17 protein-coding genes are annotated in these 18,137 nt (G+C 47.6%); 14 read left to right on the forward strand and 3 right to left on the reverse strand.

The genetic code is table 11. From position 1 onward, the window contains the following. The first annotated feature begins 60 nt into the window (after window positions 1–60). The 3 genes from NLBNIHML_RS20500 (at window position 61) to NLBNIHML_RS20510 (ending at window position 3,041) form a co-directional block, all read left to right on the forward strand. On the forward strand, window positions 61–372 hold the full coding sequence (locus NLBNIHML_RS20500; RefSeq protein ID WP_339239380.1) for an ArsR/SmtB family transcription factor: 312 nt from the start codon (window positions 61–63) through the stop codon (window positions 370–372). Window positions 373–531: 159 nt separating this feature from the next. Beyond that, on the forward strand, window positions 532–1,566 hold the full coding sequence (locus tag NLBNIHML_RS20505; RefSeq protein WP_339239381.1) for an LLM class flavin-dependent oxidoreductase: 1,035 nt from the start codon (window positions 532–534) through the stop codon (window positions 1,564–1,566). 314 nt (window positions 1,567–1,880) lie between these two features. After that, window positions 1,881–3,041, forward strand: coding sequence for an AI-2E family transporter (locus NLBNIHML_RS20510; RefSeq protein WP_494352618.1), 1,161 nt, complete (start codon window positions 1,881–1,883; stop codon window positions 3,039–3,041). A gap of 153 nt (window positions 3,042–3,194) precedes the next feature. Here the strand turns inward: NLBNIHML_RS20510 and NLBNIHML_RS20515 are convergent, their stop codons facing one another. Further along, entirely contained in the window at window positions 3,195–3,566 is a 372-nt protein-coding gene (locus tag NLBNIHML_RS20515; protein WP_339239382.1) for an ArsR/SmtB family transcription factor, read from the reverse strand. Between the two features lie 227 nt (window positions 3,567–3,793). Between NLBNIHML_RS20515 and NLBNIHML_RS20520 the strand changes: the two genes are divergently transcribed. The 7 genes from NLBNIHML_RS20520 (at window position 3,794) to NLBNIHML_RS20550 (ending at window position 11,880) form a co-directional block, all read left to right on the forward strand. Next, window positions 3,794–6,139, forward strand: coding sequence for a heavy metal translocating P-type ATPase (locus NLBNIHML_RS20520; RefSeq protein ID WP_494352619.1), 2,346 nt, complete (start codon window positions 3,794–3,796; stop codon window positions 6,137–6,139). 188 nt (window positions 6,140–6,327) lie between these two features. Beyond that, window positions 6,328–6,690, forward strand: coding sequence for an SdpI family protein (locus NLBNIHML_RS20525; RefSeq protein WP_494352620.1), 363 nt, complete (start codon window positions 6,328–6,330; stop codon window positions 6,688–6,690). Between the two features lie 192 nt (window positions 6,691–6,882). Next, complete coding sequence (locus tag NLBNIHML_RS20530) at window positions 6,883–7,335, forward strand: MerR family transcriptional regulator (protein WP_342571759.1); 453 nt, start codon at window positions 6,883–6,885, stop codon at window positions 7,333–7,335. Between the two features lie 228 nt (window positions 7,336–7,563). Continuing rightward, window positions 7,564–8,784, forward strand: coding sequence for an MFS transporter (locus NLBNIHML_RS20535; protein ID WP_339239386.1), 1,221 nt, complete (start codon window positions 7,564–7,566; stop codon window positions 8,782–8,784). Between the two features lie 18 nt (window positions 8,785–8,802). Continuing rightward, on the forward strand, window positions 8,803–9,225 hold the full coding sequence (locus tag NLBNIHML_RS20540) for a universal stress protein (protein WP_494352621.1): 423 nt from the start codon (window positions 8,803–8,805) through the stop codon (window positions 9,223–9,225). 86 nt (window positions 9,226–9,311) lie between these two features. Then, window positions 9,312–10,736: an aldehyde dehydrogenase family protein gene (locus tag NLBNIHML_RS20545; protein ID WP_342571760.1), complete on the forward strand. Its 1,425-nt coding sequence runs from the start codon at window positions 9,312–9,314 to the stop codon at window positions 10,734–10,736. A 370-nt stretch (window positions 10,737–11,106) separates the two neighbouring features. Then, window positions 11,107–11,880 (forward strand): MerR family transcriptional regulator, encoded by a 774-nt coding sequence (locus tag NLBNIHML_RS20550; protein ID WP_494352622.1) that lies wholly within the window; start codon window positions 11,107–11,109, stop codon window positions 11,878–11,880. 152 nt (window positions 11,881–12,032) lie between these two features. On the opposite strand, the gene NLBNIHML_RS20555 is transcribed toward NLBNIHML_RS20550, so the two are convergent. After that, window positions 12,033–12,530 (reverse strand): GAF domain-containing protein, encoded by a 498-nt coding sequence (locus tag NLBNIHML_RS20555; protein ID WP_339239392.1) that lies wholly within the window; start codon window positions 12,528–12,530, stop codon window positions 12,033–12,035. Window positions 12,531–12,714: 184 nt separating this feature from the next. On the opposite strand from NLBNIHML_RS20555, the gene NLBNIHML_RS20560 reads away from it, so the two are divergent. The 3 genes from NLBNIHML_RS20560 (at window position 12,715) to NLBNIHML_RS20570 (ending at window position 15,406) form a co-directional block, all read left to right on the forward strand. Beyond that, window positions 12,715–13,011 (forward strand): hypothetical protein, encoded by a 297-nt coding sequence (locus NLBNIHML_RS20560; protein ID WP_339239393.1) that lies wholly within the window; start codon window positions 12,715–12,717, stop codon window positions 13,009–13,011. A gap of 197 nt (window positions 13,012–13,208) precedes the next feature. Further along, window positions 13,209–13,781, forward strand: coding sequence for a GNAT family N-acetyltransferase (locus NLBNIHML_RS20565; protein WP_339239394.1), 573 nt, complete (start codon window positions 13,209–13,211; stop codon window positions 13,779–13,781). A 119-nt stretch (window positions 13,782–13,900) separates the two neighbouring features. After that, the gene (locus tag NLBNIHML_RS20570) at window positions 13,901–15,406 is read left to right on the forward strand and encodes an MDR family MFS transporter (RefSeq protein WP_494354733.1); all 1,506 of its coding nucleotides are present in this window, start codon (window positions 13,901–13,903) and stop codon (window positions 15,404–15,406) included. Window positions 15,407–15,855: 449 nt separating this feature from the next. Here the strand turns inward: NLBNIHML_RS20570 and NLBNIHML_RS20575 are convergent, their stop codons facing one another. Beyond that, window positions 15,856–16,317 carry a MarR family winged helix-turn-helix transcriptional regulator gene (locus NLBNIHML_RS20575; protein ID WP_339258681.1) on the reverse strand — a complete coding sequence of 154 codons (462 nt, stop codon included), beginning with the start codon at window positions 16,315–16,317 and terminating at the stop codon, window positions 15,856–15,858. Between the two features lie 399 nt (window positions 16,318–16,716). On the opposite strand from NLBNIHML_RS20575, the gene NLBNIHML_RS20580 reads away from it, so the two are divergent. Next, on the forward strand, window positions 16,717–18,048 hold the full coding sequence (locus NLBNIHML_RS20580; RefSeq protein WP_339239397.1) for an MFS transporter: 1,332 nt from the start codon (window positions 16,717–16,719) through the stop codon (window positions 18,046–18,048). Window positions 18,049–18,137 lie beyond the last annotated feature (89 nt).

Consider the following 18,137-nt stretch of genomic DNA (forward strand, 5'->3'; position numbering starts at 1 on the left):
GAGTCGGTTTGTTTGTTTCATGTGTTTGCAAAATGCCTGAAAGGGGGTATAATCGTACCCATGGAACCTATACTTATATTCAAAGCATTATCGAACGAGACACGTAGACAAATCCTGTTGTGGCTCAAAAGCCCGGAGCAACACTTTTCACCGTTGGAACTGTCCCAGCATCCGGATGGGGGCAAAAACGGAATCTGTGTCGGCACGATTCAACTGAAGGCTGGACTGGCTCAGTCGGTTATATCCAGTTATCTGCTGACCATGCTCAAGGCAGGGTTACTGCTCTCTGAGCGAAGAGGACAATGGACGTATTATCGGCGCAATGAAGAGACGATCCGTCAGTTTGCCGAGTACGTGCAGAACGAGTTATAAGCCGGATGCCGGAACGGAAGCTAGGATGCACATGCAGGCAGGGATTCCGTCCGGATGTAAACGGCTAGTTCAGTATCACATCACTACATCCAGTTGCGGTTTAATTAATCTATATATCTGGATATACAAAAATATAATCATCGAGGGGATTAAACGATAATGACTACAGAAAATACAGCTTCATCTCATAAAGAACATATTCAAGACGTTAAGCTTTCCATCCTTGATTTGGCTCCAGTTGTTGTAGGCGCAACACCAGCCGATGCCTTGCGCAACAGTCTGGATCTGGCACAGCATGCTGAGCGTTGGGGATATCACCGTTACTGGGTAGCAGAACATCACAACATGCAAGGTATTGCTTCTTCTGCAACCTCGGTCGTTATCGGATATCTTGCTGGTGGAACCAAAACGATTCGTCTGGGTTCAGGAGGCATCATGTTGCCAAACCATGCACCGCTTGTGATTGCTGAGCAGTTCGGTACACTGGAATCCTTGTATCCTGGCAGAATTGACTTGGGACTGGGTCGTGCACCAGGCAGTGATCGCCGGACATCGCTTGCGCTACGCAAAGATCTGAATAGCGGGGAAGATTTCCCGGAGCTGCTCGCAGAGCTCAGAGCATACTTTGATGCTTCGGCGACGTCTTATCATGCGCCTGTTCGCGCAGTTCCTGGAGAAGGATTGAATATTCCAATCTATCTGCTCGGGTCCAGTGATTTCAGCGCACGTCTGGCAGGTCAGCTGGGATTGCCGTTTGCTTTTGCCAGTCACTTCTCGCCCGATTACACCCGGATTGCACTGGAAACGTATCGAAACAATTTCCAACCATCTGATCACTTGAAGGAACCACATGTGATTGTTGGGGTCAACGCTGTTGTTGCGGATACAGATGAGGAAGCAGCATGGCTGGGTACAACGATGCAACAGCAGTTCCTGAACATTATTCGCGGCACAACGGGATTGGTACAGCCTCCGGCTGAGATGGAAGGCAAGTGGACGGACCGCGAGAAAGCTGGTGTGGAGCAGACGCTGAAGGCCGCTGTTAATGGTTCCCCAGAAACCGTTCGTGGACAGCTGGAATCCTTCATTCGGCAGACGCAGGCAGATGAGCTGATTATTACGTCGATGATCTATGATCATAAGGCGCGTCTGCATTCCTATGAGTTAATCGCACAATTGGCGGGAAAAGCCTAATCTTTAATTTTTACCATAAAAGCTGGCTTAACAGTAAGCTATAGATCTAAATTGACGGTTCGTCTCCCAGTGAGGCGGACCGTTTTTGAGTAGGGAAAATTTTCAAATAATTCATGTGGGGCAGAAGACTCATTATGGGGTAAAATGACTTTACCGGTTTAATTTGAAACGGTTAATCAGCGCCATACGTATAAATCCAGAGAGTTATACATATGTTGGCTTGTACAAGGGACTTTATTTTTTTCAGGCAAGGGACATTTATCAGATTTAAAGCTTGTTTTGATTAAGGATACATATGAGAGGACGACACGCCTATGGAGCAACCTGAGCAACCCCGCGTTTGGCCGGAGCGGTTCAAGCGATTTTTTCTTAACAACAAGTTTGTCCTATTTCTGCTGATTCTGCTGTTGGTGGGACTAAACGTCATGGTTCTGACCAAAGTATCCTTTGTTCTTCATCCGCTCGCAGTACTCATCAAAACCATTGTGTTACCTATCATTCTGTCAGGCATACTCTACTATCTGCTGAATCCGATTGTGGATGTGATGGAGAGATGGAAAATCAAGCGCGGCTGGTCCATTCTGATCCTGTATCTTGCAATAGGAGGCATTCTGACAGTCGTCGTGTTGGCGGTTATTCCGGTTGTGCGTAACCAGATTGTGGGGCTGATTGAGAATTTCCCAACGTACAGTGAGACGGTAAAACAGCAGTTTGAGGAGCTTACGGGCAGTAAACTGTTCAGTCAGTTCCAGGAGACGGTGAATTTGAATTCTCAGGATTGGTGGGGAACCATCTCCCAAAAGGCCACTGAAATTTTGAACTCGACCTGGACCAAGTTGGGCGGATTCCTCGGAGCTTTCACGGAGACCGTGCTGTCCATCGTAACTGTCCCGTTCATCCTGTTCTATCTGCTGAAAGACGGCAAGAAGCTGCCGGCGAAAATTCTGTCTTTCCTGCCAATCAAGAGTCGTACGGGTGCAATGCATGTGTTGGAAGACATCAATCACCAGATCAGTTCATTCATCCGTGGACAGATTATCGTCAGCTTCTGCATCGGTATTCTGCTCTACATCGGATATATGGTCATTGGTCTGGATTATGCACTGATTCTTGCAATAATCGCATCGTTTACAAGTGTTGTTCCGTACTTGGGACCTGCAATTGCAATTACACCTGCGTTGATCGTGGCACTCGTCACTTCGCCGGTGATGCTGTTGAAAATGGTTGCCGTATGGACGATCGTGCAGTTAATCGAAGGTAAATTCATCTCACCACAGATCATGGGTAAAACGTTGAAGATCCATCCTATCACGATTATCTTTGTCATCCTGACTTCAGGTAATCTGTTTGGAGTCGTAGGCATTTTGCTCGCTGTTCCAGGATACGCGGTGCTGAAAGTATGTGTATCGCATATCTTTAACTGGTTCAAGGACAGATCCGGCCTGTACGATCCAAACAAGAACAATCTTTTATAACCGAAGTGGCATGCTCTCCAACTGATCGGTAATCGGAAGGAATAGTCACTTTGTATTCTGTTCAAAACGGTACCCTTACCAAGAAGAACCCCCGTCCATCGGCATATAGCCGAGAGGCGGGGGTTCTTCTTCATGAACCAGCTTGGCGGCTGCCTAGCTGTGTTTAATATGCTGGAGCGTTTGCAGGAAAATCTGCTCAATATGAGTATCATCCAGAGAGTAGTACACGGTCTTGCCTTCCTTGCGCCGCTTGACGATCCGCATATTGCGGAGTGAACGCAACTGGTGTGAAATGGCCGACTGTCCCATGTCGAGCAGAACCGTCAGGTCATGCACACATAATTCCTTCTGTAACAGCGCATCAATAATACGTAGCCGTGTTGGGTCGCTGAATGCCTTGAACCAATCTGCCATCTCGGAAGAGGTATCCCGATCTATGAGTGAAGTGCGAATCGTCTGCACATCCGCTTCAGTACCCGAGCAGGTTGCATCACATTCGCTTGGTGCTTTAACCGGTTGTTCCATTTCATATCACCGCCTATGTTAACAACTATAGCTCTATTATATCCAAAAACGGCCTAAAGCGAAATGATTACTATTAGCATAATCTGTATGAAAAATCAACAACGGATGTTGACACTCATGTTTGGGCGTGCATATAATAGGGGTAATTAAACATATGAATGAATGCTCATATATTGAATGTAGTTGGATGATAACATTGTTTTTGTACTGCAAAGGGGAGAATTCACATGGGAACCGGACAGGAACAGGTGAAAAGGGAACTGCTGCTTGATGGACTGGACTGTGCGAACTGCGCATTAAAGATCGAGAACGGCGTTAAAAAAATTAAGGGCATTAATGAATGCTCCGTCAATTTTGTTACTAAAACATTATCGCTACACACCACCTCCGATATGGATGAACAAGTAGTTGAAGAAGCGAAGCGCAAAGTGCTTCGGCTGGAGCCTCATATTCGTATCTCGGAAAAAGGAAAACAAGTAAACGGACATGTACAGACTCATGCAGGGAGTGCGGCTGGTTCACACGAACACCGTCATGACCATGCCGGACATGATCATGGACATTCACATACACATGGCGATCACTCGCATACTCATGATCATGGAGATCCGCAGGGAAACACACACGATCACGGAAGTCATGCTGGACATAATCACGATCACAGCCATACCCATGATCACGATGCTCATGCAGGCCATTCACATGAACATGGTGCAGGTCAGACCAAAATATTGCTTGCTCGTCTTGCTGCCGGTTCTGTGTTGCTCGCAGCTGCGATCTGGTCGCCGCTGGAGGGCTGGGCACAGTTCACCCTATATGCGCTCGCGTATCTGATTGCCGGGGGAGATATCGTGCTCCAGGCGTCCAAAAACATCATCCGCGGTCAGGTGTTCGATGAATACTTCCTCATGTCCGTCGCTACCTTGGGTGCCTTTGCCATTGGAGAGTATCCGGAAGGGGTAGCGGTCATGCTCTTCTATCAGCTCGGAGAGCTGTTTCAGGGCATGGCGGTTAATCGGTCACGTAAGTCCATTCAGTCCCTGATGGACATTCGCCCGGACTACGCGAATATCCTGACGGGTTCGGGTGACGAGACACGGCGGGTATCTCCGGAAGACGTACGGATCGGTGATCGTATTGTCGTGAAGGCAGGAGAGCGAGTACCGCTGGATGGTATCGTTCAAGCTGGGCGTTCCATGGTGGATACTTCTGCCCTGACAGGTGAGTCAGTACCTCGTGAGCTGGAGCCCGGAAGTGATGCACTTAGTGGATTTGTAAACAAAAACGGGATGTTGACCATTGAAGTAACCAAAACGTTTGGTGAATCAACGGTATCCAAAATTTTGGATCTGGTGCAGAACGCGAGTAGCCGGAAGGCAAAAACAGAGCATTTTATTAGTAAATTCGCCCGTTATTACACCCCGGTTGTTGTGATCCTTGCAGCCCTGATTGCATTTGTTCCGCCGTTGATACTCAGTGGTGCAACATTTGCCGACTGGATCTATCGTGCATTGGTCTTCCTGGTCATCTCATGCCCTTGTGCGCTGGTGGTATCTATTCCACTTGGATTCTTCGGTGGTATCGGAGCGGCTTCACGTAACGGGATTCTTGTCAAAGGCAGTAACTATCTTGAAGCATTAAACGATGTGAAAGTTGTCGTTTTTGATAAAACGGGTACACTAACCAAAGGTGTATTCAAAGTAACAGCCATTCGCCCCGAAGGCGAACGCACGGAAGAAGAACTAATGAAACTGGCAGCCATTGCCGAAGCTAATTCCAATCATCCGATTGCCGAATCCATTCGCGCAGCTTGGGCCAAAGCGATTCCTACACAAGGTGTGGAAGGTTATGATGAAGTTGCCGGACACGGGATCAAGGTGAGCGTGGATGGTAGGGAAGTGCTGGCAGGCAACGCTAAATTAATGAAGCAGGCCGGTATATCCTATACCACACCTGAGACGGCCGGAACGATAGTGCATGTTGCTGAAGCTGGCACATATGTTGGTCATCTGATCATTGCTGATGAAGTGAAGGACGATGCAGCAGCTGCTATTCAGACGCTGAAGAAGCTTGGCATCCGCAAAACGGTTATGCTGACAGGAGATGCCAAAGCCGTGGGTGAAGCGGTAGGACGTGAGCTGGGTGTGGATGAGGTCTATGCTGAATTGTTGCCACAGGATAAAGTCGAACGACTGGAGCAATTGGAAGCGGCCAAATCTCCGAAGGAAAAAATGGTGTTTGTCGGTGATGGTATCAACGATACACCTGTGCTGGCACGAGCCGACGTGGGCGTAGCGATGGGTGGACTCGGTTCAGATGCTGCCATTGAAGCGGCAGACGTGGTCATCATGACCGATGAACCGTCCAAACTTGCGAGCGCAATCCGCATTGCAAAGCGTACACGCATGATTGTGTGGCAAAATATCGCGTTTGCTCTGGGGGTTAAGGCGATCTTCCTGCTACTGGGTGTGTTCGGCATTGCCACCATGTGGGAAGCGGTATTCTCGGATGTCGGTGTCACAGTACTGGCTGTCCTGAACGCCATGCGTGTACTTCGTGTGAAGAATATCTAAGTTTACGAAACGATCCAGGCGGCTCTTCGTATATACGTAGAGCCGTTTTTATATTTTTATGTAGATAAGTCTAACTGACTGCACAATTTACACGAGAACGGAGAAGACGAAATAACCTGAAAGGTTATTCTGTCATCGAAGTGCCAGTGTAAGCAGCGATGGAAGACAACAGAGAAGGGGAGAACGTTTTGACAGGAGCAGTAGTTGGGATCATCATTGGTGTGTGCTATTTCATTCTGGGGTTAATGGTGTTCAAAAAACCACCGAAAATGATTAACGGGATATATGGGTATCGAACCCCGCGTGCAATGAGTAATCCCGAGTTGTGGGACGAAGCGCAAAGTTATAGTGCCAATCTGATGATGCAATTTGGTGTGATTATCACGATATTTGGCATTATCGGTTTCTGGCTTACAGATGTACGAGCTTTGGTGCTGAGTCTGGTTGCTACAGGGTTCTATACGTTCAGACTGTTTACCAGAGTTGAAGGCCGTTTGAAGCAAATGCAGCGTGCACAACAGCAGCAACAACAGAATGAACAGAACGTCTGAGGTAAAATGAATGAATCGTCTAGAGGGGAGACTCGCTTGTGAAGCGGGTCTTTTTTTGTTGAAGATAGTGAGAAGCGAAGATGCTGTTAAACTTGTTAATACTTCTTGCATAAAATCTAACGTTGACGTTAACGTCAATATTATATATAATTATATACATAACATTACGGACATATAAGAGAGGTGAGGGAAATGAGTTTATATAAAATCGATGACGTAGCCAAGGAATGCGGTTTGACCAAGCGAACCATTCGGTATTATGAAGAGATTGGTGTCATGCCTTCACCTCAGCGGACAGATGGCGGAACGCGGTTGTACACTCGTGACGATATCAATTTTCTGAAGAAGGTGGTTCGTGCCAAAGAGGTACTTGGATTCTCTCTTCAGGAGCTACATACTTATGTGGCAACAGCAGATGCACTGAACGAACAACGTTTTGACTACCAGCAGACGACCGAAGTGAGAGAGCGTATTGAGAAGCTCAACACGATGGAAACAACACTAGATGGTCAGCTGCAACTGATTGAGCAGAAACTTCAGAGCATACATGCCGTACAGACTGAATTGGAAGAGCTGCGAGAACGCGTTCGGAGCGGTATTCAGAAATTACAGGCACACGATCCGCAGAGTGATGAAGACGGGTAACCCGAAGCCAATCAAAGTTATATACAAAACTGTATATACACATAATCGCTACATGGAGTGAGCACCATAGTGACTGTGGCAATCCTGTACAAACACCGGATGTTCCGGTGTCATTTGTGCCGTTTTGTCACCTCTAATTCTGAAAATGAACACGGGTTTTCATTGTCTTTCGCAACATTTTCAAATAAAAAAATTCACCACATAAATCATTCACAGGAGGAATTACGTATGAAAAGAGAGCCATCGTTACCGGACGAATTGCCGTCATCTCGTGGGGGCTTGCTGTCTCAACCGAGAGCGGTATGGGCGGTCGCCTTTGCATGTATCATATCCTTTATGGGTCTGGGTCTGGTTGACCCAATCTTGCCCGCAATTGCTGATCAGCTGCATGCTTCCAAAAGCCAAGTGTCGCTGCTATTTACCAGCTATAACGCTGTAACGGGGGTAGCGATGCTGATTACGGGTGTCGTATCCAGTCGGATCGGTGTGAAATGGACGCTGCTTAGCGGCATATTGTTGATTATTATCTTTTCCTTCCTTGGGGGTACCTCAGACACGGTAGGTGCATTGGTCGGATACCGGGGCGGTTGGGGACTTGGTAATGCCTTGTTCATCGCAACAGCGTTATCCGCTATTGTGGGACTGTCCACTTCAGGGACAGCCAAGGCTATTATTTTGTATGAAGCAGCACTCGGTCTCGGGATTGCAGTTGGTCCGCTGCTAGGTGGTGAGCTGGGTTCCATCTCTTGGCGTGGCCCGTTCTATGGCGTGGCTGTACTAATGGCAATTGCGTTTATCAGCATTACATTTATGTTGCCCAAAATGGCAAAACCAAAAACACGCAGTTCGTTGTCTGATCCGTTCAAAGCATTAAGTTATCCTTCACTGAAAACTTTGGCGATTACCGCCTTCCTATATAACTTTGGTTTCTTTACTTTGATGGCCTATTCACCTTATGTCATGAATCTGGATGAGCACGGCTTGGGTTATGTATTCTTTGGTTGGGGACTGATGCTGGCCATTACGTCGGTATTTGTTGCTCCAAGACTGCAACGCCGATTCGGTTCGGTGCCGTCCATGAGTGTCATGCTTACATTGTTCGCGATCGATCTGGTTGTTATGGCCATGGGTACGGTGATGGGGTCACCAACTACCGTTATAGTGGCGGTCATTGTGGCAGGGATCTTCCTTGGGATTAACAACACATTGATTACAACGGCTGTTATGGAAGCTGCACCTGTGGAGCGTTCGGTTGCTTCTGCTGCATACAGCTTCGTTCGTTTCCTTGGTGGTGCACTTGCTCCATGGCTTGCAGGTAAATTGTCCGAGTGGTTCCTGCCGGAAACACCGTTTTATTTTGGCGCATTAATGGTTCTCATTGGTGTCGTGGTACTGCTGGTACGCCGTCGTCATCTGCGGGATATCGATTCCGCCATTACATCTCATTAATTCACTGGAGGAATTGCAATGCTGAAACGTATATTGGTTGCTGTTGATGGTTCGGATCATGCGCATAAGGCTTTGGAGCAAGCGCTGATTCTGGCTGAGGATATGAAACAACCTGCAAGTCTGTTGATCGTGCATGTTAATCCAGCTATCTCTATTAATGAGCCTGCATTGGGTGTTGATTTGGAAGCTCGGATTGCTGAAGAAGGGAAACATATCATAGAACCTGTGACCAGACAGTTGTCTGGAAGAGACGTTGCATATGAGACCCTGCTGATTGCGGGTGATCCCGTCAATGAGATCTGTCGTGTGGCGCGCGAACGAGATTGTGAAATGATCGTAATAGGTACAGGCGGGAAAGGCATGCTCGCAGAGATGATTTTGGGTAGTGTCAGCCATGGCGTATTAAAACATGCAGAGTGCCCTGTCCTGACGGTTAAATAAGTGAGTGGGTTGAGGGGCCCAAAGTAGTGTATAAATAGATAAGGTAATATAACGCCATATTCTTGTAGTCATGGAGGATGCAGCATATGAAAAAACAACATCTGTTCATCGGTGGCAAACCGACCGAATCCGTAGATTATAAAACACTTCAAGCACCATACTCCGGGGAAACGCTGGCAGAAGTCTCGTCGGCTTCAGCCGAGGAAGCGGAGGCTGCTGTTGCAGCTGCGGTTCAGGCCGGGAAGGCAATGCGCCAGATGCCTGCACATCAGCGTGCAGATATTCTGTACAAGTTGTCCTCCATGCTTGAAGAACGCAAGGAAGAAGCAGCGCGAATCATTGCGCTTGAAGCGGCGAAGCCGATTACCGCAGCACTGGCCGAGGTTGACCGTACGGTGGAAACGTATCGTTTTGCCGCCGAAGAAGCCAAGCGGCTGACCGGTGAGACGGTTCCGATGGATGCAGCCAAAGGGGGAGAAGGGCGTATCGGCTATACGATGCGGCAACCTCTAGGTGTCATCGGTGCGATTACGCCTTTTAATTTTCCAATGAACCTGGTAGCACATAAGGTAGGCCCAGCGCTGGCAGCAGGCAATACCATTGTTCTCAAACCTGCGGAGCAGACACCCCTGTCCTCCTATTACATCGCTAATCTGCTTCAGGAAGCCGGATTGCCGGATGGTGCACTGAACGTGGTGAGTGGTGACGGCAAAACTATTGGGGATGTGCTTGTTGAACACCCTCGTGTTGCCCATATTACGTTTACAGGCAGTCCAGCAGTAGGTACGAGCATTCGCAGCAAAGCAGGACTCAAACGCGTCACATTGGAGCTTGGGTCGAATGCAGCGGTGATTGTGGATAAGGACGCAGATCTGGACAAAGTGGTTCCGCGTTGTGTGACGGGTGCTTTTACGTATCAGGGACAGGTATGTATTTCCCTACAGCGCATTTACGTACATCGTGATATCTCGGAAGAATTCATCCGGCGTTTCGCTGAAGCGGCTAAACAAGTGGTGATCGGAGACCCACTGAGCCCGGATACGGTGGTGTCTGCACTGATTACCTCCAAGGATGTACAGCGTACACTCGACTGGATTGAAGAAGCCAAACAGGCCGGGGCTAAAGTGGCAGCAGGCGGTCAAGCTGAAGGAGGCGTTCTGCGTCCAACGGTGCTGGTGAACGTTCCACGTGATGCCAAGGTATCCTGCCAGGAAGTGTTTGCACCCATCGTGGTGATCAATCCGGTAGATTCCGTTGAAGAGGGTATTGAACATGTCAACGATTCTATCTACGGACTTCAGGCAGGGGTATTTACAAACGATATTCATACCGCCCTCCATGCTGTCGATCAGATCGAAGCAGGCGGAGTTATGATTAATGATATTCCCACGTTCCGAGTGGATCATATGCCTTACGGCGGTGTGAAACAGAGCGGTATCGGTCGTGAAGGTGTAAAATATGCAGTAGAAGAAATGACAGAATTGAAGTTTGTCATGTTTAACAAAGGATAACTTTCTTCCATTATTCTATTCAATATACCGTATGTTAAGGAAATATAACTACACGCTCCTGTGCCAGAATAGTGGCACAGGATTTTTTAATTGAAGATCATGGAAAAAGTTTAAAAAATACATACGGATTCTTCACTGACTGCGGGTTCACATCTGATGAGACGGGTATAACATAGTTAACATACCGCAACTTAACTGACCAAACGCCGCTCATATTACCGAAGCATGATGTACCCAACCATAGCACGAGCGGAATGAAGCGGTACAGCACTGCCGAAAGTCTTATATTCTCTCATTATTCAAATAAAATGCAGTATGAAATAATAAGCCTGAACTCTGGAGTTGCAGGACAGGCAGGAGGTGTATTCAAATGGCATATTCCATGGTTGATGTATCAGGAATGTCAGGCGTAAGTCTGAACGAACTGAGCCAGTATGCGCAGACAGGTCTTCTGAATCCGGCCTTTGGGGATTCGGATGAAGCTATCTATTATGAAAAGCAGGAATTAATGAGACTCCAGCAAATCCTTTTCTGTAAGGAAGTAGGTATGGAGGAAAATGAGATTGGCCCTATGCTAAGGGATGATCCTCAGGATGTCATACGCATCATGAAACAGCATCGCATTGAGATTCTGGAGAAGGCACTCCGCTTGCATGGTTTGATTCAGACACTGGACAAAACGATTGCGCATTTGCTAGGAGAACAGGAAATGGACGAACATGAGCTGTATATCGGTTTTGTGGATAAGGGGCGTCATCAGTTATTAAATGAATCGGGTTCTAACCCTGTCAATAATGATGTGAAACGAGTGCAGAAAGAGGGCGTTCAGAAGTCTGACCAGGAGTTAAAATCGAAAGAAGATTATCTGGATTCCCAAGCGAAAATTGATCAGGTTCATCTTGACTTGCAACAGGCCATTGAGGATGGATTGGAACCCGGTAGTGCGAAAGTGCAACGGATTATTGACAGGCATCTTGAATGGATCAAAGGTTATTATACACCCACTGCTGAGATCTATCGGGATTTGGCCAATCTGTATGTAGAGCATAAAAATTTCCGCCAGATGTATGATGGTTACCACCCGAGGTTGGCTGAATTCCTGCGGGACGGGATGATGATTAAAGCGGAACACGATCTATCCTAGATGCATAAAGTAACATGGGCGAGCAAGAACATGGGTGTGAAACAACTTGGATAACAAAGAGCGCAGACCTCTAGGAGGACTGCGCTCTTTGTTATTACAGGTCATTCACCATCGTATGTGATGAAGTCTCCGATCACCTTGTTCATCATTTCCTAAATAGATACGGTTGCTTCCAACTGCTCAGTAAGCAGGCTTACGGCTTTCTCTAGGAAGATGCGGTCTTCGTCATCAAAACGGTTTTTGATCGGGCTGTCGATATCCAGCACCCCGTACAGTTCACCGTTTATGATAATAGGTACAACAATCTCACTGTTCGATGCTGCATCACAGGCAATATGGCCTGGGAAGGCATGAACATCGTCAACGACCAGGGTACGTTTTTCCGCAGCAGATGTGCCGCATACCCCACGTCCCAGTGGAATTCGGATACAGGCAGGCAGTCCTTGGAATGGTCCGAGGACCAGTTCTTTTCCATCATACAGATAGAAGCCGACCCAGTTGGTGTCGGTCATAAATACATTGAGCAGCGCAGCAGCGTTCGCCAGATTGGCAATCGCACTAGGTTCATCGCGGATCAGAGCACTTAACTGTCCCAGGACGGCGGTGTGCTGCTCACTTCGTGTTCCTTCATAGGAAACAGCTTGAAACATGTAAATCACCCTCCCGAGCAAAATGGTACTTATTTTCAAGATAGTGCAGAGTATGCGGTTAGTCAAGCGGAGGATTTCGGAAAGGCAAGAGAATACCAGAAGAATCCTCCTGTTTCTCAGCTTCTCGCGTGGGGTAATTACTTAGCAACCACGGAGGGCTACAACCCGGGAAGGAGCTTGGCTTATGCATGCAGAGGTACAGAATCTATTTGTACGGATTCATCTACTATATTTCGCCCAAAATCAGGATTTGAACGTTAGCGAGGCGCTGCCCCTATTGGAAGAACGGGGATATCGCGTTGGAGAGCGGGAGATCAAGCAGGAGCTTGAACACCTGACACAGGAGAACTTCCTGACCGCCCACGGGGACCAATGGAGCCTAACCGGGACTGGTATTGAAGAATTCAAGGAAATCACCACTGTACTTGGCCGGGTTAGCGACGAATTGCTGGCGAAGGACAAGAAAACGTCCAAAGCCTAGAATTTATTCGGACAAGCACGATGACGTGATTCATTCAAACTTGAATGGATCCATACGGACAACAAGACCGGGAGCGATATTGGCCCGGTTTTTTGACGTGTATCCGTGACTGAACAGTTGCCATTCGGCGCAGGTTATGATTAGATGACTAATGAATCTTATGGTCTGCGGAGATGGATCGGATCGGAGTGTCTTATATGTATAAATGCAAAGGAAGAATTCCCGAAATGGAGACTGCGCGGCTTCGTCTGCGTAAAATGCGTCGCAGGGATGCGGCCCAGATGTTCGCATGCTGGTCAGATCGCGAGGTGACCCGTTACATGAATCTTGCACCCATGATTGGGACAAGCGAAGCGGCGGACATGATTGGACTGCTCAACCAAATGGCAGGGGAAGAGGACGCGATCCGCTGGGGGATCGAACTCAAAGAAACAGGCAAGCTCATTGGCAGCTGTGGATTTAACACATGGCAGCTTGAAGGCGCATTCCGTGGGGAAATCGGTTATGAGCTGGGACGGGACTATTGGCGTCACGGTTATATGACAGAGGCTTTCTCGGCATTGCTGCCCTTCGGGTATGAGACCATGGGGCTTAATCGAATTGAAGCGCTGGTTGATCCGCGTAATGTGGCTTCCGGTGAGTTCCTGACGAACCGCGGCTTCACGCGAGAAGGGCTGCTGCGTCAGGTGCAACATACATCCACCGGATACAAGGATATGGTGATGTATTCGATGTTGTATGATGAGTTTCTTCGCAAGAAAGGTAAATAAAGAGACAGTATATATTTGTTTTTTATTTACACGTAAACGAAGAAACAGAACAAAGTTGGAGAAGCACCAATTATATAGAGAACAAAGAGAGAAGGGTTCGTGTGAATGCAACTGGAGGTTTGAAGCGCAGTTTCATCTTGACGGGGCTGTTGCTCGCAACATTTCTGTCAGCGATTGAAGGCACCGTAATTGGTCCGGCAGGGCCTACCATTGTCAGTGAGCTGGGGAGTGTACAGCTGCTGAGCTGGATTTTCACCGCATACCTGCTGACGATGGCTGTGAGTACGCCCATTTTCGGCAAAATTAGTGACTTGTATGGACGAAAGCCTGTATTTCTGATTGGTTGTGCCTTATTTTTACTGGGTTCACTCTTGTGCTGTCTGTCGCAGAATATGGAGCAATTGATCATTTTCCGTGCTATTCAGGGGATTGGTGCGGGGGCGGTGGTTCCTGTTACATTTACGATTATTGGGGATATCTACTCCATTGAAGAACGGGGTAAAATCCAGGGATGGATCAGCTCCGTTTGGGGGATTTCGTCTTTGGTAGGACCGCTGCTTGGCGGTTATTTTGTAGACAATCTTGGTTGGCAGTGGATCTTTGGTTTTAATGTGCCGTTTGGACTGCTCGCGATGTGGTTTGTATTTCGTTACCTGAAGGAAGATATCTCTCCACGGACAGCCAAAATTGACTATGTCGGTGCGCTGACCTTCACGGTGGGCATTACCGCATTGTTATTTGTCCTGTCGGCGGGTGGGCAGTATTATGCCTGGAGTTCTCCGTTGATTGTAGGACTGAGTGTGGTTGCCGCTCTGTTTATTATTTTATTTTTTGTGGTGGAAAAAAGAGCTCAGGCCCCAATGGTTCCACTACATCTCTTCCGAATTCGGGACATTCGTGTGGCGAATATCGCCGGATTGTTAACCAGTACCCTGATGATCGGTCTGACCAGTTATTTGCCGCTCTGGGTGCAGGGGGTTCGGGGAGGCAATGCGACTGAATCGGGGTTGCTACTCGCTCCGATGTCGGTAGGTTGGCTCATTGGTAGTGTGCTCGCAGGTCGTCTGCTGATGAAGATTGGATCACGGTTGACCGCATTGATTGGAGTAACCGGCATTGCGGTCGGATCGGGTGGACTCTTTCTGGTGGGAGGGACATCCCCGCAGGCTGTGCTATTTATTTTGACATTTATTTATGGTCTCGGCTTCGGATTTGCGTTTACGATCTTTACCATTATCTCGCAGTCTTCCGTAGGATATAAGGAACGTGGTTCTTCTACGGCATTGCATACGTTCATGCGTACCTTGGGACAGACGATTGGTGCAGCAGCTTTTGGCACTTGGTTGAATTATCGGATCTCCACGTTGTCGAGTGAGCAGAATCTGGCTGAGGCCGGAATATCGGAGAATGATCTGAACGAACTGCTAGCACCACATACGGATGCGGCGCTATCGGATGATAAGTGGGCGCTACTGCGGAGTGTGCTGGAAGGAAGCTTGCATTCCCTGTTTGTCATTATGTTTGTCATTGCACTGGTCTCCTGGGTAACGACGCTTGCTCTACGCAAACGTTTAATTGTACCCGAAGATGCAGATGCTCCACCGCAACCTCAAGGCTCGAAGTAAAAAGTGGATGTATACGAAAAACCGGATTCGCCGATGTCAGGCAAATCCGGTTTTTTTGTTGATTGGCACACATGCATTGGACTAGAGTGTACCTTCACTCAGGAGAGGGATACGCTGGAGGATGTCCGAGTCAAAAGCATTTTAAAGTACATGCTCATCCTGGTGAATCTTCCAGACGAAATTTCTAAGGAACGGAGGACATCTTATTTGGCCTTCTGCTGCTCTTTTTAAATTGTAAGAAACATGAGACACGTTATGTCCCGAAATCACCTGAAAAACACTTTGTATAAGGCTGTTTATTCAAGGATAGCGTGTGTCAGATTCCTTAAAATGCTGCGAGCGCTTCAAACCCCTAAATATGACGTCACAGGTTCGTTAGGACTCCCGCTCCATATCTGCTCCAGAACATTCAGTTACGCTCCAGCTTTCGGCTGGTTTGAAGATAAGCTCTAGCTGTTCGCTGATAAACGGTCTGCAGAATGTGCAAGCCTTCCCAAAAGTTCGGACAGCAATTCCTTGTCTTCCTCACTCAGTCCACTGACAGCACGATCGATCTTCATCGCATAGCCTGGATAGATGTCATCCATGGTGCGCTGGCCTTCTTCCGTTAGTTCCACAAAAATGATCCGTCTGTCTTGCGGACAATGTTTGCGGTGCAACAATCCTTTTTGCTCCAGCTTATCAATCACATAGGTCACATTCCCGCTTTGCAGCAGAAGCTGTGCACCAACCTGTTGAATCGGCTGAGCTCCTTTCATATATAACACTTCGAGCACCCCGTATGCGGTGGGGTTGAAGCCATGCACTTTGCTTCCGGATACAGCGTGTTCATTCACGCTCTTGAATGTCTGGGCCAAGGTGCGGTACAGATGAAGTGAACGTTCGGTTCCGATTTCTTGTAATTCCAGCATGCTGATCCCGCCTTTTCAGATTAGTTTTATAAGTTGAAATGATGAAGTTACAACCTTCCACGATGAGCATAGAACAACCTTCCAATCACTGTTATCCCCATCGTTATGCTGTTCATATTAAAAATAATTTCAACTTATATGCGTTGGTTAGTTGGTTAGTTATGTTTGAAGATTCAGGTTGTCACCATGGTTTAATTGTAAACTTCTATTTCTACGAAAAACATGCGATATGTCACAAGATTTGCATTTTTAGCATTTAAAATTTGATCATTCACCATACCGAAAAATCATCCTTGAGGTGCCGCTTCTTCTCCGCCTCTGGCAGGAGGTTGAGTCAAGCCCTGCTCTCTTATAATGAGTTCATATCATGAATTCGGAAGGTAATGGGGGAGAAGAAGCATGACAAGTGATTTAACGTTTGAAGGACATCGACCGCTGAAGAATAACCGATCTTTTGTAACATTGATGGTAGCTCAGGCCATTTCCAATCTGGGAGATTGGCTGCATCTGCTCGCAATCCTGACCCTCGTGGGTATCCGCTGGAATGCAACGCCATGGGAGATTACATTTGTCACACTATCTGCAGCACTACCTGTTCTGTTGACAGGGCCATTCGCGGGCACGCTTGCGGATCGTCTAAACCGAAAATGGCTGATGATTGTAGCTGATGGTGCACGGATCATCATCGTGGGTGCGTTGATTTTTGCTGATCAGATCTGGCATGTCTACCTACTGCTTGTCCTCAAATCCCTGTTCGATGTCATTTTTTCTCCTGCGAAGAACGGAAAACTGAAAGAAATTGTACCTCATGAGCAGCTTGCGCAAGCTGTATCCATTAGCTCAATCATTGAACAGATGTCCAAAATTATCGGTCCAGCGCTTGGAGGGCTGTTGGTAGCCGCTTTTGGCATCACCTGGTGTTTTGTTCTCGATTCAGCGTCTTTTCTGATTTCCGGCATCATTTTATTGTGGATTCCTGGAACGCGGGTGATCCAATCTGCAATTCATAACGTAACAGAAGTAGAGGAAGAGACAGCTGGGGGTGTTCGCAACCGCCCTAAAGACTCTTTTTGGAAGGATACACAGGAGGGCATCCGCATGCTCGCATCTCTCCCTCATGTAGGAACGTCTCTGATCTTGCTTGCTTCAGCCATACTTTTTCTGCAATTTGCCGATTCACAGACCGTGGTGTTATTCAGACAGCTTCCCGGAATTTCAAGTGATCTGCTGGGATGGTGTGTGGCGGCCAGTGGTGTAGGTACATTAATTGCAGCGATGAGTGTGCGCAAGTGGAAGCATGCAGGGCATGTTTTGAAAATGGGTCTGGGTACCATACTCATGGGTCTGGTTATCGGCGGAGCCGGTGTTATTGTTGGAATTTGGCCGCACGCCGGGCTGGGTGCCAATCTGCTGCTAGCATCCCTCTTTGCCTTGGCAGGTGTTGGAATTGGGTTTGCGATTGTACCCTTTCAAATCCTGTTGCAGGAACAGACACCCGAGCCAATGACAGGCAGGGTATTTGGAACGGTAGGCAGCATTATGACAGCCAGTAATATTATGGGCCCGGTGGTAGGTGGATTCATGGTCACCTCATTCGGTGTAGTGCCAGCTTTTGTCTGTTCAGGTATTTTGCTGACCCTGCTTGGTTTGATTTATTTGATGAGACGCAACAGGGAAAAAGCCGATCTGAATGGCTCCATTGCCGCCAAGACCATGATTGCAGGCGACTAAAAACATGCCGGATCTGTTCAGGTTAGAACAATTGAAATGAAGGTTTGAATTTACTTCAAATTTAAAGTTTTTGATTAAAATGCGTTTGA

The sequence above is a fragment of the Paenibacillus sp. JNU01 genome (assembly GCF_059130585.1).

Coding starts and splice junctions, on each gene's coding strand:
- NLBNIHML_RS20500 (WP_339239380.1), top strand. CDS start 61: ATGGAACCTATACTTATATTCAAAGCATTATCGAACGAGACACGTAGA.
- NLBNIHML_RS20505 (WP_339239381.1), top strand. CDS start 532: ATGACTACAGAAAATACAGCTTCATCTCATAAAGAACATATTCAAGAC.
- NLBNIHML_RS20510 (WP_494352618.1), top strand. CDS start 1,881: ATGGAGCAACCTGAGCAACCCCGCGTTTGGCCGGAGCGGTTCAAGCGA.
- NLBNIHML_RS20515 (WP_339239382.1), bottom strand. CDS start 3,566: ATGGAACAACCGGTTAAAGCACCAAGCGAATGTGATGCAACCTGCTCG.
- NLBNIHML_RS20520 (WP_494352619.1), top strand. CDS start 3,794: ATGGGAACCGGACAGGAACAGGTGAAAAGGGAACTGCTGCTTGATGGA.
- NLBNIHML_RS20530 (WP_342571759.1), top strand. CDS start 6,883: ATGAGTTTATATAAAATCGATGACGTAGCCAAGGAATGCGGTTTGACC.
- NLBNIHML_RS20535 (WP_339239386.1), top strand. CDS start 7,564: ATGAAAAGAGAGCCATCGTTACCGGACGAATTGCCGTCATCTCGTGGG.
- NLBNIHML_RS20540 (WP_494352621.1), top strand. CDS start 8,803: ATGCTGAAACGTATATTGGTTGCTGTTGATGGTTCGGATCATGCGCAT.
- NLBNIHML_RS20545 (WP_342571760.1), top strand. CDS start 9,312: ATGAAAAAACAACATCTGTTCATCGGTGGCAAACCGACCGAATCCGTA.
- NLBNIHML_RS20550 (WP_494352622.1), top strand. CDS start 11,107: ATGGCATATTCCATGGTTGATGTATCAGGAATGTCAGGCGTAAGTCTG.
- NLBNIHML_RS20555 (WP_339239392.1), bottom strand. CDS start 12,530: ATGTTTCAAGCTGTTTCCTATGAAGGAACACGAAGTGAGCAGCACACC.
- NLBNIHML_RS20560 (WP_339239393.1), top strand. CDS start 12,715: ATGCATGCAGAGGTACAGAATCTATTTGTACGGATTCATCTACTATAT.
- NLBNIHML_RS20565 (WP_339239394.1), top strand. CDS start 13,209: ATGTATAAATGCAAAGGAAGAATTCCCGAAATGGAGACTGCGCGGCTT.
- NLBNIHML_RS20575 (WP_339258681.1), bottom strand. CDS start 16,317: ATGCTGGAATTACAAGAAATCGGAACCGAACGTTCACTTCATCTGTAC.
- NLBNIHML_RS20580 (WP_339239397.1), top strand. CDS start 16,717: ATGACAAGTGATTTAACGTTTGAAGGACATCGACCGCTGAAGAATAAC.